Origin of the sequence: Novispirillum itersonii (genome assembly GCF_014205675.1) — a bacterium.
Taxonomy (GTDB): domain Bacteria; phylum Pseudomonadota; class Alphaproteobacteria; order Rhodospirillales; family Rhodospirillaceae; genus Novispirillum; species Novispirillum itersonii_A.
This window is the reverse complement of the sequence record NZ_JACIIX010000008.1, coordinates 111,812-127,772: the sequence shown is the minus strand read 5'-3', so window position 1 is coordinate 127,772 and position 15,961 is coordinate 111,812. Positions and strand designations below refer to the sequence as shown.

15 protein-coding genes are annotated in these 15,961 nt (G+C 66.6%); 6 read left to right on the top strand and 9 right to left on the bottom strand.

Features of this window, described 5'->3' with window-relative positions; translation table 11 throughout:
* Position 1: 1 nt before the first annotated feature.
* From FHS48_RS11805 to FHS48_RS11795, 3 genes are read right to left on the bottom strand one after another with little or no spacing between them, the layout of a single operon-like run.
* Positions 2-952 (bottom strand): L-threonylcarbamoyladenylate synthase, encoded by a 951-nt coding sequence (locus tag FHS48_RS11805; RefSeq protein ID WP_184263757.1) that lies wholly within the window; start codon positions 950-952, stop codon positions 2-4.
* Positions 952-1,755 carry a 3'(2'),5'-bisphosphate nucleotidase CysQ gene (cysQ, locus tag FHS48_RS11800; protein WP_184263756.1) on the bottom strand — a complete coding sequence of 268 codons (804 nt, stop codon included), beginning with the start codon at positions 1,753-1,755 and terminating at the stop codon, positions 952-954. Before cysQ ends, FHS48_RS11805 begins: the two co-directional genes overlap by 1 nt.
* On the bottom strand, positions 1,755-4,058 hold the full coding sequence (locus tag FHS48_RS11795) for a xanthine dehydrogenase family protein molybdopterin-binding subunit (RefSeq protein ID WP_184263755.1): 2,304 nt from the start codon (positions 4,056-4,058) through the stop codon (positions 1,755-1,757). The genes cysQ and FHS48_RS11795 overlap by 1 nt, the downstream gene beginning before the upstream one ends.
* Positions 4,059-4,258: 200 nt before the next feature.
* On the opposite strand from FHS48_RS11795, the gene FHS48_RS11790 reads away from it, so the two are divergent.
* Positions 4,259-4,474, top strand: coding sequence for a hypothetical protein (locus FHS48_RS11790; protein ID WP_184263754.1), 216 nt, complete (start codon positions 4,259-4,261; stop codon positions 4,472-4,474).
* A gap of 17 nt (positions 4,475-4,491) precedes the next feature.
* On the opposite strand, the gene FHS48_RS11785 is transcribed toward FHS48_RS11790, so the two are convergent.
* The 3 genes from FHS48_RS11785 to FHS48_RS11775 all read right to left on the bottom strand — a co-directional run bounded on the left by FHS48_RS11785 (position 4,492) and on the right by FHS48_RS11775 (position 6,870).
* On the bottom strand, positions 4,492-5,439 hold the full coding sequence (locus tag FHS48_RS11785) for an AEC family transporter (RefSeq protein WP_184263753.1): 948 nt from the start codon (positions 5,437-5,439) through the stop codon (positions 4,492-4,494).
* A gap of 105 nt (positions 5,440-5,544) precedes the next feature.
* Complete coding sequence (locus FHS48_RS11780) at positions 5,545-6,453, bottom strand: LysR family transcriptional regulator (protein WP_184263752.1); 909 nt, start codon at positions 6,451-6,453, stop codon at positions 5,545-5,547.
* Positions 6,454-6,456: 3 nt separating this feature from the next.
* The gene (locus FHS48_RS11775) at positions 6,457-6,870 is read right to left on the bottom strand and encodes a hypothetical protein (RefSeq protein ID WP_184263751.1); all 414 of its coding nucleotides are present in this window, start codon (positions 6,868-6,870) and stop codon (positions 6,457-6,459) included.
* Positions 6,871-7,070: 200 nt separating this feature from the next.
* On the opposite strand from FHS48_RS11775, the gene FHS48_RS11770 reads away from it, so the two are divergent.
* The 5 genes from FHS48_RS11770 (at position 7,071) to FHS48_RS11750 (ending at position 13,436) form a co-directional block, all read left to right on the top strand.
* Complete coding sequence (locus FHS48_RS11770) at positions 7,071-7,541, top strand: carboxymuconolactone decarboxylase family protein (RefSeq protein ID WP_184263750.1); 471 nt, start codon at positions 7,071-7,073, stop codon at positions 7,539-7,541.
* A 21-nt stretch (positions 7,542-7,562) separates the two neighbouring features.
* On the top strand, positions 7,563-8,477 hold the full coding sequence (sigJ, locus tag FHS48_RS11765; protein WP_184263749.1) for an RNA polymerase sigma factor SigJ: 915 nt from the start codon (positions 7,563-7,565) through the stop codon (positions 8,475-8,477).
* 192 nt (positions 8,478-8,669) lie between these two features.
* Positions 8,670-10,172 (top strand): leucyl aminopeptidase, encoded by a 1,503-nt coding sequence (locus FHS48_RS11760; RefSeq protein ID WP_184263748.1) that lies wholly within the window; start codon positions 8,670-8,672, stop codon positions 10,170-10,172.
* 73 nt (positions 10,173-10,245) lie between these two features.
* A complete protein-coding gene (locus tag FHS48_RS11755) occupies positions 10,246-11,751 on the top strand; it encodes a leucyl aminopeptidase family protein (RefSeq protein WP_184263747.1) in 1,506 nt (501 codons plus the stop codon).
* Between the two features lie 233 nt (positions 11,752-11,984).
* On the top strand, positions 11,985-13,436 hold the full coding sequence (locus FHS48_RS11750; protein ID WP_184263746.1) for a methyl-accepting chemotaxis protein: 1,452 nt from the start codon (positions 11,985-11,987) through the stop codon (positions 13,434-13,436).
* Positions 13,437-13,503: 67 nt separating this feature from the next.
* Here FHS48_RS11750 and FHS48_RS11745 read toward each other — a convergent pair whose 3' ends face one another.
* Genes FHS48_RS11745 through FHS48_RS11735 form a run of 3 tightly spaced genes read right to left on the bottom strand, consistent with a single transcriptional unit; the run spans position 13,504 to position 15,943 of the window.
* Positions 13,504-14,208 (bottom strand): ABC transporter ATP-binding protein, encoded by a 705-nt coding sequence (locus FHS48_RS11745; RefSeq protein ID WP_184263745.1) that lies wholly within the window; start codon positions 14,206-14,208, stop codon positions 13,504-13,506.
* Between the two features lie 14 nt (positions 14,209-14,222).
* Complete coding sequence (locus tag FHS48_RS11740) at positions 14,223-14,984, bottom strand: ABC transporter ATP-binding protein (protein WP_184263744.1); 762 nt, start codon at positions 14,982-14,984, stop codon at positions 14,223-14,225.
* The gene (locus FHS48_RS11735; RefSeq protein ID WP_184263743.1) at positions 14,981-15,943 is read right to left on the bottom strand and encodes a branched-chain amino acid ABC transporter permease; all 963 of its coding nucleotides are present in this window, start codon (positions 15,941-15,943) and stop codon (positions 14,981-14,983) included. Before FHS48_RS11735 ends, FHS48_RS11740 begins: the two co-directional genes overlap by 4 nt.
* Positions 15,944-15,961 lie beyond the last annotated feature (18 nt).

The following is a 15,961-nucleotide window of genomic DNA, read 5'->3' as shown; positions in this document are numbered from 1 at the left end:
CTTACCCCCGTGGTGCCGCCGCCCGGCGCAGGCGGTCGTTGATCGCCAGCCCCAGCCCGACATCGGGAACCGGGGCGACGGCAATGCCCTGCCAACCCTCAGCATCCAGCCGATGCAGCATGGCGAACAGATTGGCCGCCGCTTCCAGCAGGTTTCCGCCGGGAGACAGATCCAGTACCGCGCCCGCCGTTCCGCCGAAACCGAGCAGGGCCTCGCCCGGTTCCGCCCGCTCCGCCAGCAGGCGCACCGGGCAGGATGGCGCATAGTGCGACAGCAGCTGGCCCGGGCTTTTCGGGGCGTCCTCGGCATCGGTGGACAGCACCAGCGGGCCAAGCTCCGCTTCCAGATCTTCCCGCGCGATGCCGCCGGGGCGCAGCAGCGCCGCCTGCGGCGTGGTCAGGTCGATCACCGTGCTTTCCACCCCGACCGCACAGGAACCGCCGTCAACGATCAGGTCAACCCGGTCCCCCAGACTGTTTGCCACATGCGCCGCCTGTGTCGGGCTGATGCTGCCGGACCGGTTGGCCGAAGGAGCTGCCACCGGGCACCCGGCCCGGCGCAGCAGATCCTGCGCCAGTGGATGGGCTGGCATCCGCAGGGCCACCGATGGCAGCCCGGCAGACACCAGATGCGACAGCCCGCTGTCGGCCCGGCGTGGCAGCACCAGCGTCAGCGGCCCCGGCCAGAACCGGGCCGCCACCCGCCGGGCGCGGTCGTCAAACTCCGCCAGTTCCAGCGCCGCAGGCATATCCGGCACGTGGACAATCAGCGGATTGAAGTGCGGACGCCCCTTGGCGGCGAAGATCCCCGCCACCGCCGTATCGATGCGGGCATTGGCCCCCAGCCCGTAGACGGTTTCAGTCGGGAATGCCACCAGCCGCCCGTCCCGCAGCAGGGCTGCGGCTTCTTCCAGCACAGCCGGGCTGGCTGCCTTGACCACCGCCGCGCCCATCACACCGCCCCACGGGCAATGAAATGCGGATTACGGAACCCGGAACCCTTACCATAGAGGAACGGGCTGCCATCCACCTGCGTCAGGCTGCCTCCGGCGGCCCGCAGCACCGCATGGGCGGCGGCGGTATCCCATTCGCAGGTCGGCCCGAAGCGGGGATACAGATCGGCCTCCCCTTCCGCAATCCGGCAGAACTTGAGGGAGCTTCCGGCATTGGTGATTGAGGCCACGGTCTTATCGGCCAGATAGGCCTGAAGCGCTTCCGAGGTGGCGTGCGAGCGGCTGGACAGCACCACCAGCCCTTCCGCTCCCGGCACCCGACACTGGATCTCACCGCGCCCGGCAGAGGTTTCCCGGAAGCTGGCACGGCTGCCATCCTCCGCCACCCATCCGGCATACAGGGTGCCCAGCGCCGGGGCCTGCACCAGCCCCAGCACCGGCTGACCGTTGACGATCAGCCCGATGTTGACGGTGAACTCGCCGTTGCGGCGCACGAATTCCTTGGTGCCGTCCAGCGGGTCGACCAGCCAGAACGGGCCGGTGCCGACATCCGGAATGTCGCCTGCCGCTGCCGCCTCTTCCGCCACCACCGGCAGATCCGGGGTCAGCCGTGACAGGGCGGCAACGATGATCTTTTCCCCTGCCGCATCCGCTGCCGTCACCGGGGACTGGTCATCCTTCCGCTCCACCGCGAAATCAGAGGCGTAAATCTCCATGATCGCCGCCCCGGCCTCGTACACCACGGGGATCAGGGCTTCGGTCAGGGCCGACAGGGTGGCGGCAGTGGGGGTAAAGGCAGACATCAGGGACGGGTTCCCGCAGTTTGAAGGGCAGTCCACACCGCCAGTGGCGTGGCAGGCATATCGAGATGAGTGATACCACAGGGAGCCAGCGCGTCCAGCACCGCGCTCATCACCGCCGGGGTGGAGCCGATGGTTCCGGCCTCCCCCGCCCCCTTCACCCCCAGCAGGTTGGTGGTGCAGGGGATTTCGATGGTGGAAAAGTCGATGTCAGGCAGATTGTCAGCCCGGGGCAACGCATAGTCCATCAGGCTGCCGGTCAGCAGCTGGCCGCTGTCAGCCTCGTAAACCACGCCTTCGCACAGGGCCTGCCCCAGCCCCTGCGCCACCCCACCGACCACCTGCCCCTTCAGCAGCAGCGGATTGATCACCACCCCGACATCATCGACGATGGTGTAGCGCAGCACCTCCGTCGCGCCGGTGTCGGGGTCAATCTCCACCTCGACCAGATGGCAGCCGTTGGGATAGGTGCCCGCCGGGGGCTTCCATGCCGAAGTCGCCTTCAGGGTCCCGGCCGGAGCCTCCACCGCCAGATCGGTCAGCCGCACCCCTTCGTTCGAGGCCGGGGCCAGAAACACCCCGTCCTCGAACCGCACGCTGTCTTCCGCCGCCCCCAGACGGGCGGCGGCCAGCGGCCGGGCCAATGCAATCACCGTATCCACCGCCTGCGACAGCGAGGCCCCGCCCACCGGCAGGGAGCGGGAGCCGCCGGTGCCCTTGCCGGTCGGCACCACCGCCGTATCGCCCTGTTTCACCCGCACCGCCTGCGGGCTGATGCCGAATTCCGCCGCCACCATCTGGGCATAGGCGGTTTCATGCCCCTGCCCGGTCGACTGGGTGCCGATCAGCACCGTCGCCGTGCCGTCCGCGTGCAGCTCCAGATGCGCCGTTTCATCGCCGCCACCGCCGCAGACCTCGACGTAATAGCTGATCCCCAGCCCGCGCAAACGGCCCCGCTGCCGGGCTTCTGCCCGCCGGGCCTCAAACCCGGCCCAGTCGGCGCGGAGCTGCGCGGTTTCCAGCAGGCGGGGGAAATCGCCGCTGTCATAGACATGACCGAAAGCGGTCCTGTACGGCAATACCGCCGGGAAATTGCGGCGGCGGATCTCATCCCGTGGCAGGCCCAACTGGCGGGCCGCCGCATCCATCAGCCGCTCGATCACATAGGCGGCTTCCGGTCGGCCAGCCCCGCGATAGGCATCCACCGGGGCGGTATTGGTCACCACCACCTGCGCATGGGCATAGGCCACCGGCACATGATAGACCCCGGTCAGCATCGAGGTGCCCGCCATGGTCGGCACAAAGGCCCCCATCTGCGAAAGATAGGCCCCGACATTGCCCAGCGACCGGACCCGCAGCGCCAGAATGCGCCCGTCGGCATCCAGCGCCAGTTCCGCATGGTTGCGCTGGTCGCGGCCATGGGTGTCGGACTGGAAGCCTTCGCCCCGGTCGGCAATCCACTTGACCGGGCGGCCGGTCAGCCGCGCCGCCGCCAGCACCAGCACCTGTTCATTGTACAGGAACAGCCGCATGCCGAAGCCGCCGCCGACATCCCCGGCCACCACCCGCAGCTTTTCCGGCGGCAGGTTCAGCACCAGACGGCACAGCCAGTCCCGCAGGGTGTGCGAGCCCTGACTGCCGGTGTGCAGGGTATAGCTGCCGTCAGCCGGATCGTAGGCCGCCAGCGCCCCGCGCGGTTCCAGCGGGGTCGGGGCCAGCCGGTTGTTGATCAGATCCAGCGACACCCGGTGCACGGCGGTGGAAAAAGCCGCCTCCACCGCCGCCGCATCGCCGAGGGCGAAATCAGTCAGCACATTGCCGGGGGCGTGATCGGGCCACAGCAGCGGGGCATCCGGGGCCACTGCCGCCACCAGATCGGCCACGGCGGGCAGGATCTCAACATCCAGCAAAATCTGTTCGGCGGCGTCACGGGCCTGCTCCAGCGTTTCCGCCACCACAAAGGCCACCGGCTCGCCAACGTAGCGCACCCGGCCCCGGGCCAGCACCGGGCGGTCCGGCACCGGCATTTTCTGGCCGTTGGTTCCGGTCGGGCGGACCACACAGGGCAGACCGCCGATGCCCGCCGCCGTCAGGTCGGCATCGGTCAGCACCGCCAGCACCCCGGGCATCTCCCGCGCGGCGGACACATCCAGCGCCGTGATATCGCCATGGGCATAGGGGCTGCGTACGACATAGCCAATGGCCTGCCCGGGAAGGGTCACATCATCGGTATACAGGCCCTGCCCGGTCAGGAACCGGTCATCCTCCACCCGGCGCAGTGCCTGCCCAAAACCGAATCGCCCCATCTGCCGTCTCCTGTTCCGGACACCGTCCTGTGCCGCTGACGGTACCCCATGCCTTCAGGCGTTTCCACGAAAACAACAGACTGACAAATGTCATCAGGGTGACACGCACAGCGTGCTTGCAGGATGACATAATCAGGCGCACCGTATGTACACGGCCCTGCATGTACCGGGCAGCGGTTCCCCCGCGAAAGAGAGGTATCATGCCCCTGTTGACCGTTCTTCTTCTCGGCGCGCTGGCGCTGGCAATGCCGCTGAGCATCAGCCTGTCAGTGGTGATGCTGTCGCTGCTGCCATCGCATGGCCTGATGTCGATCGGCATCCCCGCTCTGATCTTCGGCGGCATCCTGACCCTGCATCTGCACTATCAGTCGCATTACCGCGATGGCATCCGCCGGACCTGCGAGGAACAGGCCTAACCGGACCCCCATCCCAGTCAGGTCAACCCCAGCAGCCACAGGGTTACAGGCAGGGTCAGGAAGGCCCCGACGGTCTGGGCAGAAATGATCCGCGCCATCACCGGGGCATCACCCCCCATCTGCCGCGCCAGAATATAGGCCGACGGAGCGGTCGGCAGCGCCATCAGCAGCACCACGACCACCAGTGCGGTTCCGGTCAGGCCAAAGCTGGTCCCCAGCGCATAGGCAATCAGCGGCTTGGCGATAAACTGCACCGCCGAGGCCAAAATCTCCGACCCCACCGCCCGCGCTTCGCCCCCGAAGCGGATGCCCGCCCCCACCGCCAGCAGCGCCATCGGCAATCCGGCATCGCCGAAAATCTTGAACACCCCGTCTATCGACACCGGCAACGTAGTACCGGTGGCGGTAAACACCGCCCCGATCAGGCAGGCGATGATCAGTGGATTGCGCACCAGTTCCTTCGGGATCACCTTCAGACGGGTGGCCAGACTGCCGCCGCCGCCGACCGCAAGGGTCAGGGTGGCAACGCACAGCACATTGATCAGCACGATCATCGCCCCGGCGGCCAGTGCGGTCATCGCCACGCCGTCCCGCCCCAGCAGGCCATCGGCCACCGCCAGCCCGACAAAGGTGTTGAACCGCACCCCGCCCTGAAACACCGAAGTGAAGGTCGGCCGGTTCCAGCGCCGGAACACCAGTGCCAGCACCCACAGCCCGGCGGCACAGCCGATCAGGGTCAGCCACACCACCGTCATCAGGTCGGCCCACTGGGCAGGCAGCACCGCCTTGCCCCCGGCCTTCGGCCCGGCCAGCACATGCACCAGCAGCGCCGGGGTCAGAATATAATAGGTCAGCTTTTCCAGACCACCCCAGAAGGCGTCCGGCAGCAGGGACCGGCTTTTCAGCAGCCAGCCGCAGAAGATCAGCACGGCAATCGGGATCAGGGCATTCAGAACGGCGATCATGGGGGGAGTCTCGCAACAGGCCACGGAGCCGGACGGCACCGCCCGGATGCCCCACTATGGGCCGGAACAGACTTCATGCAAAATTCATAATCATGAAGGTTATCGTCAATTTTTCTGAAGATCGGCCTCAAGCTGCCGCAGGATCCCCGTCACCACCGCAACCGCCTGCTGGCGGGGGTGGTCACGCCGCTGCATGACGCCGACATGCCGCATCATCGGCGGATCCCCGAAAGGAATCAGCCGCACCCGCCCCTGTACCGCCTGCACCCGCTGCGCCGACAATGGCGCCACCGAGACCCCAAGTCCGGCTTCCACCATCACCAATGCGGCGGTCAGGGAATCAAACTGCATGGTCGCCTGCACATCCAGCCCGCGCTGGCGCATCACCGCATCCAGCTGCTGTCCGGCCCAGGCGGAGCGGTCGAACTGAAGATAAGGCAAAGACCGCAGCCAGCGGGCATCCTCCGGCCCGTCCGCCAGCGGCGGTTCCGGGTGTCCGGCCGGGGCCAGCACATAAAACTGCTCCTGCCGGATCCGGGTGAATTCCAGCCACTGCGGCGGCGGCGAAGGGGGTTCCGTCACCACCACCATATCGAACTCGCCCTGATCCAGCCGCGCCACCAGTTCCGCCGACAGGCCGGTCAACACCGTGGGGCGGATGCCGGGATAATCGCTCTGCACCCGGCGCAGCACCAGCGGCATCACCTCCACCAGCGCGGTCTGAATCGACCCGATCCGCAGCGGCCCATCCGGCACCGCCTGACCGCCCAGTCCATCCCCCAGCCGGTCGTAGGCATCCAGCAGGTCTTCCACCCGTTCCAGCACCAGCCGCCCGGCACTGTTCAGGCGCGGGCGGTGATGGCTGCGGTCAAACAGATCGGTGCCGACATGCTCTTCCAGCGCCCGGATCTGCATGCTGACCGCTGACTGGGTCAGGCCAAGCTGGCGGGCGGCGGCGGCAAAGCTGCCACACCGGCCAATCGCCCGGAAGGTCCGCAGGGTGCGGAAGGACATCGCTCAGCCCTTCTGGTCCGGGCAGCGGTCATAATAGGTCACCTTGCCGGACCCGAAGGTGTATTTCCGCATTTCCGGCCCGGTGACGATAAACTGAAAGTCCGGGTCTTCCTGCTGCACGAAGCGCTGCACCCGGAAGAAGGTGTTGGGGCTGCCCCGGTCCCAGCTGAAGCGGCCACGGGCGAAGCCCCATTCCGTCCGCGTCTGCCGCCAACGGTATCCGCCGTCGGAGAAAATCAGCACCTGACTGTTCTCATCCGCGCACGACTGCCCACGGATCACCCAGGTTCCGACCAGACCCGGCGGAGGATCGTTGATCCAGGTGTAGTCAGCGGCCTGCGCCCCGGCTGTTCCCGCCGCCAGCGCCAGCAGGGCCACAGCCACGCCCATCCGCAACCGGTTCAAGACCTTGGACACGGTATACCTCCTTACGTCCGGTGGTTTCAGTATAGCACACGGTGCCCCCGGATACCGCACTCTCCGGCAGTATGCTCATGATTTTTTCAGGGAATTTCCGTTTTTTTCACCGGGCCTGTCACACCGGCCCTGCCCGGCGCGTCTGACCGGTGAAAGGCCGCTTCCTCCGGCGGTCTCCTCTGTCACAAGGATCATCCCCGATGACTGCCCTGACCACCCGCTTTGACATCCGCGCCACCAATCCGGTGCTGGCCACCACCCTGTATTCCGTGACCCTGATGCTGGACAAAACCCGCTTCGGCAAGCGCCTGAAGCACCTGATGGACCTGAAGATTTCTCACCTCAACGGTTGCCTGTTCTGCATTGAGAAGCACAGTGGGGAAGGCACCGAAGACGGCATCCCTGCCGAAACCCTGACCCTGATGGCCGGGGATGACTGGCAGGCCAGCCCGCTGCTGACCGATGCCGAGAAGGAGGCGATCGGCTGGGCCGACGGCCTGACCCGGGGCATGGACGAGGCGGAAACCGATACCCGTCTGGCCCGGCTGCGGCTGCATTACCCGGAACAGGATATCGGCACCCTGATCATGATCACCGCCATGATGAATGCCTGGAACCGGGTTGGCCGGGCCGGGTACAGTCATGCCCAGCCGGACCACAGCGCCGCCTGAGTCCTGACACCGGAGCCCGCCATGTCCCCCGCCGTCCCCGCCCTGACCACCTATACGCAGGAACGCCCACGCCTGCGGATGCTGGCCTACCGCCTGCTCGGCAGCTTCAGTGACGCTGATGATGTCCTTCAGGATGCCTGGCTGAAGTGGGCGGTGGCGGCGGACGGGGATCAGCCGGTCCGGTCGCCGCAGGCGCTGCTGACCACCATCGTCACCCGTCTGGCGCTGGACCGGCTGCGGGCGCGGAAACGGGCCGCCACCGACTATGTCGGCCACTGGCTGCCGGAACCCGACCTCGCCCCTCTGCCGTCCCCCCTCTCCACCCCCGGCCCGCTTCCGGCGGATCAGCGGGGCGAAACCCTGTCCTATGCCTTTCTGGTGGTGCTGGAACGGCTGACGCCGGACCAGCGCGCCGCCTTCCTGCTGCGCGATGTGCTGGACATGGATTACGCCGAGATCGCGCCGGTGCTTCAGACCACCGCCACCGCCTGCCGCCAGCTGGTGCACCGCGCCCGCCTGAAGGTGGGGACCGAACCGGCCACCGTGTCGCCGGTGCAGGCCCGCACCATCGGCCATCTGGCGCAGGAATTCGCCCGGGCGGTGGACACCGCCGATTATGACCGGCTGGTGCGGCTGTTCACCAGCGACGCGGTGCTGCTGTCCGATGGCGGCGGCAAGGTGATCGCCGCCCTGAACCCGATCCACGGCCCCGATGCCATCAGCCGCTTTACCCTTGGCGTGGCCCGCAAGGCCGGGGCCGGGGCCCGCGTGGTGCCCTGCCTGATCAACGGCGCCCCCGGCGCGGTGGTGATCCGCCCCGACCGCACCGACATCCTCGGCTTTATGGCGCAGGGGCACCACCTTCAGGCGGTCTACATGATCGCCAATCCCGACAAACAGACCACCCTGTCGGCGGTGTCGGCCCTGCTCAACTAACCTTTCGGATAGGTTTCCGCCCAGATCCCCGGTGCAGGGCGCGATGCTGTTATGCTTCGCGCCCCCTTTTCATTGTCGGGAAAAGCATTAGAGTCCTGTCCGAGCTGTTTTTCTCCGGCAGACCGCCAGATCTGCCGGACGTGTCCCGACCGGCCCGTTCTGCCGCCGGTCCACTGAGGAGACTTCCCGACCATGAAAATCCGTTTTGCCAAATCCGGCCTGCCCGCCACCGGCACCGTGATCGTCGGCGTTCTGGCCGACCGCACCCTGACCGCCGCCGCCAAATCCCTTGACGACGCCGGAAACGGCGCGCTGTCGCGGGCGCTGGAGGCCGCCAAGTTTGACGGCAAGGCCGAACAGACCCTGACCGTCCTTGCCCCGGCGGGCACCACCCTGTCCCGTCTGGTCGTCGTCGGGCTGGGCGATGCCGCCAAGGCCGATGTCGCGGCGTGGGAACGTATCGGCGGCGCGGCCTATGCCGCCGCCGTCGCCACCCAGGATGACGAAGTGCTGTTCGCCCTCGACGGTATCGACGGTGCCGCCGTCACCACCGCCGAAGCCGCTGCCCGGATCGGGTTCGGGGCGCTGCTGCGCTCCTACCGCTTCGACAAGTACCGCTCCGAAGCGACCGAGAAGAAGGACGACAAGCCGAAGGTCACCACCTTCACCGTCGCCAGCGACATCGGCAAGGATGCCAAGGAAGCTTTCGCCCCGCTGGACGCCGTCGCTGAAGGGGTGTTCCTGACCCGCAACCTGCAAAGCGAACCGGCCAACATCCTCGGGCCAGAGGAATTCGCCAAGGAATGCCAGAAGCTGGAAAAGCTGGGCGTCAAGGTGACGGTCCTCGGCGAAAAAGAGATGAAGAAGCTGGGCATGCACGCCCTGCTCGGCGTCGGTCAGGGCTCCGTCCGCGAAAGCCAGACCGTGATCATGGAATGGACCGGCGGCACCAAGGGCGAAGCCCCGGTGGCCTTCGTCGGCAAGGGCGTGTGCTTTGACACCGGCGGCATCTGCCTGAAGCCGGCCGGTGGCATGGAAGACATGAAGTGGGACATGGGCGGTGCCGGGGTCGTCACCGGCCTGATGCACGCGCTGGCCAGCCGCAAGGCCAAGGCCAACGTCGTCGGCCTGATCGGTCTGGTGGAAAACATGCCGTCCGGCAATGCCCAGCGCCCGGGCGACGTCGTCGTCTCCATGAGCGGCCAGACCATCGAGGTGATCAACACCGACGCCGAAGGCCGTCTGGTGCTGGCCGATGTGCTGACCTACGCCCAGCGTGAGCACAAGCCGAAGGCGATCATCGACCTCGCCACCCTGACCGGCGCCATCATCGTTGCCCTCGGCGGCGAGCATGCCGGGATGTTCACCAACAGCGACGACCTCGCCGACAAGCTGTTCAAAAAGGGGCAGGCCACCGGTGAGAAGGTCTGGCGCATGCCGCTGGGCGATGCCTACGACAAGCTGATCAAGTCTGACATCGCCGACATGAAGAACGTCGGGGATGGCCGTAACGGCGGCTCCATCACCGCCGCCCAGTTCCTGAAGCGCTACATCGAAAACGATACCCCGTGGGCGCATCTGGACATTGCCGGGACCACCTGGACCAATAAGGACCTGCCGGTGGTGCCGAAGGGGGCAACCGCCTTCGGTGTGCGCCTGCTGAACGATCTGGTCGCCGAACACTACGAAGGCTGACCGTCGATGACGATGGGGGCGGCTTCGGTCGCCCCCATTCCTTTCCCCCTCCCCTGATCCGCAGGTCTTGCCGATGCTTCCCACCCCGATCCGTCCGACCGTCCGTATTCTGCCCCGGCGCAGCCCGCGCCCGCTGGCTGATGCCCCGGCGATTGCCGTGATCGGGGTCGGCAGCGACGGACAGTTCCCGCCCTCTGTCACCTTAGATCAACAGGCGGCCCTGACCGCCGCCCTGCGCCAATCCGGCACGCCGCTGCCGCTGAAGGCCGGACAGGTGGTGGCCCTGCCCGCCGCCCTGCTGCCGCAGACCGCCGCCACCCTGATTGTTGGCACCGACAGCGGCTGTTCCCCGGCACAGGCCCGCACGCTGGGCGGGGCGCTGGCCGTCGCCCTGCGCGGCCTTGGCGACGGTGGGGCGGATCTCGACCTGCCGCTGGGGCCGGAGGCGGCGGTGGAATGCCTGTCCGCCCTGCGCCTGCGGCTGTGGCAGGCCCCGACCTATGCCACCAAGGCGGACCCGCTGCCGCCGACCGTCACCACGCTGCACTGGCGCACCGGCAGCCCCGCCGCCCTCACCGCCCTGTGGCAGGCGGCGGAAGCGGTGTGCGAAGGGGTGGAACTGGCCCGCGACCTTCAGACCCTGCCCGCGAATATTCTGACCGTTCCGGCCTTCCTTGACCGCGCCCGCGCCCTGTCCGCGCTGGGGGTGGAGGTGGAAATCCTTGGCCCCAAGGATCTTCACGCTGCCGGAATGGGCCTGCATCTGGCGGTCGGTCAGGCTTCCGTCACGCCCCCGGCGCTGGCGGTGCTGCGCTGGCGCGGCGGACCGGCGGGCGTTGCCCCGACCCTGCTGGTCGGCAAGGGCCTGTGCTTTGACACCGGCGGCGTCTGCCTGAAACCGGCGGGCGGCATGGAGGAGATGAAGGGCGACATGGGCGGAGCCGCCGCCGTGATCGGCACCCTGCATGCGCTGGCCCGGCAACGGGCCCCGGTCTCCGTCACCGGCCTGCTGGCGCTGGCGGAAAACGCCATCGGCGACAATGCCTACCGCCCCGGCGATATCCTGCCGTCCCATTCCGGCCTGAGCGTCGAGGTGATCGACACCGACGCCGAGGGCCGTCTGGTGCTGGCCGATGCCCTGTCGTGGGGCTGCGCCACCGAGAAACCGTCTGCGGTGGTGGATCTGGCCACCCTGACCGGATCCATCATCGTTGCGCTTGGCCACGATCACGCCGGACTGTTCAGCCGCCATGACAGCACCGGGGATGCTCTGGCGGCGGCGTTGACCGACTCCGCCACCCGCACCGGCGATGCCCTGTGGCGGATGCCCCTCAGCGACCGCTGGGACGAGGCCCTGAAATCCGACGCCGCCGACCTGCGCCACTGCGCCCCGGCTGCGCGGCTGATCCCCGATGCCCTGCACGCGGCGCGGTTCCTGTCGCGCTTTGTGCCGGACAGCATTCCCTTTGCCCATCTCGACATCGCCGGACCGTCAGAAATCCGCCGCCCGCTGCCGTGGGCTCCGGCGGGGGCCACCGGGTTCGGGGTCCGCCTGCTGGTGGACTGGCTGACCCGCTGACGGTAGCCAGCTCCATATATAAAATTTATCTCAATTAATCTTTTTTCCCTCCCCATACCCACCCATCCGGGCGGGTTTATCTGTTTTTTCTGTTTTGGCTGACCCGCCCTGCCTGCTATCCTTGCGAAGGCAATAAAATTGCCAATCAGGACCGCAATAAGGTCCGAATCATAACAACAAGCAACCAGAGGCTTCACCCGGCATCGACGGGTTGTGTTCTGGGAGGGTCGTGCATGAGTAAGGATCTATACGCCAGCCGGGAGCCCGGTGGCGGAGGTGAAGGTATTGCAGCCCCATCATCCGGCACCACCGGACTGGAGGCCACCGCCCAATCGATGGCGGGAACCGTCGGGGACCTATGGAACCGTCTGGCGTCCGTTTCCGGTGAGCTGGACAGCGTCAGCGGCAAGGTCAGCCACCATGTCACCCAGTTCGGGGACATCCGCGCCGCCACGGAATCCATGCTGACCGTTAACGCGGAAATCGGCAGCGCCGCCCGCAGCGCCGACGGACTGGCCCGCACCGTAGTGCAGGAAGCCGACAGCTCGCAATCCAGCCTGCGCGAGGCCACCGGCCTGATCCGCGAGCTGTTGGGATCGGTGGAGCGGATCGAGGTGTTCCTGAACAACCTGTCCTCCACCCTCGGGCGGGTGACGGAAGTCTCCCGCGAGATCGACACCATCGCCAGCCAGACCCGGCTGCTGGCCCTGAACGCCACCATCGAGGCCGCCCGCGCCGGGGAGGCCGGAAAAGGTTTCGCCGTGGTCGCCAGCGAGGTCAAAGCGTTGGCGCAGCAGACCAGCAATGCCACTGCGCATATCGGCGAGACGGTCGGCCAGCTTGGGGGCATCGTCAGCGAACTGGCCCGGGAAAGTCTGGACAGCCGCGACCGCGCCGCCGCCGTTGAATCCGCCACCACCACCCTCGGCACGGTGATGGATGGGCTGTGCGTGCAGATCAGCAGCATGGGGCAGCAGGTGGCCGGGATCGTGCAGGAGGCCGAGCGCAACGAAACCAGTTGCCGCAGCGTCGCCGGAATCATCAGCGGCGTGATGCAGGAACTGGAGACGGAATCCGTCGCCCTGTCCGATGCCAACCGCCACACCGCCGAAGTGATGTGGGAAAGCCAGAAAGTGGTGGAAGAAGCCATGCTGGCCGGACTGACAACGCCGGACAGCGTGTTCCTCGATCTGGTCCGGGACGGTGCCACCGCCATCACCGCCGCCTTTGAGGCCGCCCTGAGCCGGGGCGAGATCACCGAGGCCGATCTGTTTGACGAGACCTACCGCCCGATCCCCGGCAGTGATCCCCAGCAGGTGATGACCCGCTTCACCGAGTTCACCGACCGCGTTCTGCCGCCGATTCAGGAGCCGATCCTGAAGCGGAATGCCAATATCCTGTTCTGTGTCGGCATTGACCGGAATGCCTATCTGCCGACCCACAATACCGTTTACTCCAAGCCACAGGGCAAGGATCCGGTGTGGAATGCCGCCAACTGCCGCAACCGCCGGATCTTCAATGATCCGACCGGTCTGGCCGCTGCCCGCAACACCAAGCCGTTCCGGCTGACCAGTTACCGCCGCGATATGGGCGGCGGCACCTTTGTCATGTGTAAGGATCTGTCGGTGCCGATCTTCCTGCGCGGGCGGCACTGGGGCGGATTCCGGATGGGATATAAGCTCTGACTTTACCCCTGACTCCACCTGTCAGAGGAAACCGCCGGGCATTCCGCATGCCCGGCGGTTTTCTGTATTACATGCCCAGATAGGCGGCGCGGACCTGATCGTTGGCCAGCAGGTCGGTTCCGGCACCGGTCAGGGTGATGGTGCCGGTTTCCAGCACATAGCCACGGTCGGCAATCGCCAGTGCCGCATAGGCGTTCTGCTCCACCAGCAGGATGGTCACCCCCTGTTCCTTCAGCATCTGCACGATGTTGAAGATTTCCCCGACCAGCAGCGGCGACAGCCCCATTGACGGCTCATCCAGCAGCAGCAGATCGGGGTGGGCCATCAGCGCCCGGCCCATGGCCAGCATCTGCTGCTGACCGCCGGACAGGGTTCCGGCGGCATCCAGCCGCTTTTTCTTCAGGATCGGGAACAGGCCATACATCCGTTCCAGATCGGCAGCCGGATCCTCGCCCCGGCGCTTGAAGGCGCCCAGGCGGAGATTATCCTCCACCGTCAGCGGCCCGAACACCTGCCGCCCTTCCGGCACCTGCGAAATCCCCAGCGTCACCCGCTTCTGCGGAGACGCCCTCGTGATGTCCTCCCCGGCATAGCGGATGGTTCCGGCGGTGACGCCCTGCACCCCGGACAGGGCCCGCAGGAAGGTGGTTTTTCCCGCCCCGTTGGCACCGACCAGCGCCACCAGCTCACCCTTATTCACCGACAGGTCGATGCCGTGCAGGGCCTCAATCCGGCCATAGCCGCTTTTCAGGCCTTTAACGTCAAGAAGCATCTGTGGTCCTCCCCTTACCCGACCTGACCCAGATAGGCAGCAATCACGTCCGGGTTCTGGCGGACTTCCGCCGGGGTCCCTTCCGTCAGCTTGCGCCCGTAATCCAGCACCAGAATATGGTCGGAGATTTCCATCACCATCTTCATGTCATGCTCGACCAGCACCACGGTCACCCCCTGAGCCGCCACCTTCTTGATCACCTCGTCAATCTCGCGGCTTTCGGTGGCGTTCAGGCCCGCCGCCGGTTCGTCCAGCAGCAGCAGTTTCGGTTCCGCCGCCAGCGCCCGGGCAATCTCAAGGCGCTTCAGGGCCCCGTAGGGCATGGCATCGGCATCCCAGCCGATATATTTCTCCAGCCCGACGAAGGCCATCAGGTCCTTCGCCATGACCGTGGCCGCCCGGTCCCCCCGGCCGATCGCCGGCCAGCGGAACAGAGACGGCAGGATGCCGGTGTTCAGGTGCAGATGCCGCCCGACCAGCACGTTTTCCAGCGCTGTCATGTTCATGAAGATCTGAAGGTTCTGGAAGGTGCGGGACATGCCGCGCGCCGCCAGCTCGTTCGGGCGCAGCCCGGTCACCGGCTGATCCTGAAACAGCACCCGCCCGGCACTGGGGGTGTAAACCCCGGTGATCAGGTTGAACAGCGTGGTCTTGCCCGCCCCGTTCGGCCCGATGATCGAATGGATGGTGCCGGGATTGATGGTGAAGGTCAGGTCGGAGATGGCGTGGACGCCCCCGAATTCCTTCGACAGGTTTTCAACGTTCAGCAGGGTCATTTCCCGCCCTCCGCCTTCGAGGAGACGCGCCGCAGCAGGGCACCGGCACTCGGCACGATCCCCTTGGGCAGCAGGATCATCACCAGCATCATGATCAGGCCGAAGATCATGTGTTCATAATCTTCCAGCGCGGTCAGCACCTGCGGCAGCGCCGTCAGAATCACCGCCCCGATCACCGCCCCGTAGGTGGAGGCCATGCCCCCCAGCACCACCATGATCACCCATTCAACCGACTGGAAGAAACCGGCCTGCTGCGGGCTGATGAAGCTGACATAATGGGCCTGAAGGCTGCCGACCACCGAGGCAAACACAGCGGAAAGCACAAACACCATCACCTTGTAGCGGGTGGTATCGACCCCCACCACCTCGGCAGCAACCTCAGAACCGTGAACGGCACGCAGGGCCCGGCCGACCGGGCTGTCGATCAGGTTCAGCGACAGCCACACCGCCAGCCACAGCAGCGCCCCGACCAGCCAGTACCATTCCCGCGCCTTGACCAGCTTGAAGGCGCCGATGGTGAAGGGATCCACCGCCATGCCATCCGGGCCGCCGGTCAGTCCGGCTTCCTGATTGAGGACGATGGAGATGATGATCCCCAGCCCCAGCGTCGCCATTGCCAGATAGTGGCCTTTCAGGCGCAGCACCGGGCGGGCGATGATGAAGGCCAGCAGCCCGACCAGCGTGGCGGCGGCCAGCAGCGACACCAGCGGCGGCCAGCCGTAGCGGGTGACGGTGATGGCGGAGAAATAGGCCGCCAGCCCGAGGAACCCGGCATGGCCGAGGGAAATCTGCCCGGCATAACCGATCAGCAGGTTAAGCCCGATCACCACGATGGCGTTGAAGCCGATCCGCACGGCGATATCGAACTGGAAATTGTTTTTAAGCCCCAGCGGCAGCAGCGCGATCACCACTGCCAGCAGCAGCAACCCGGCCCAGCGGGACGACAGAACAGAACGCATCCTTGCCTCCTCAGACCC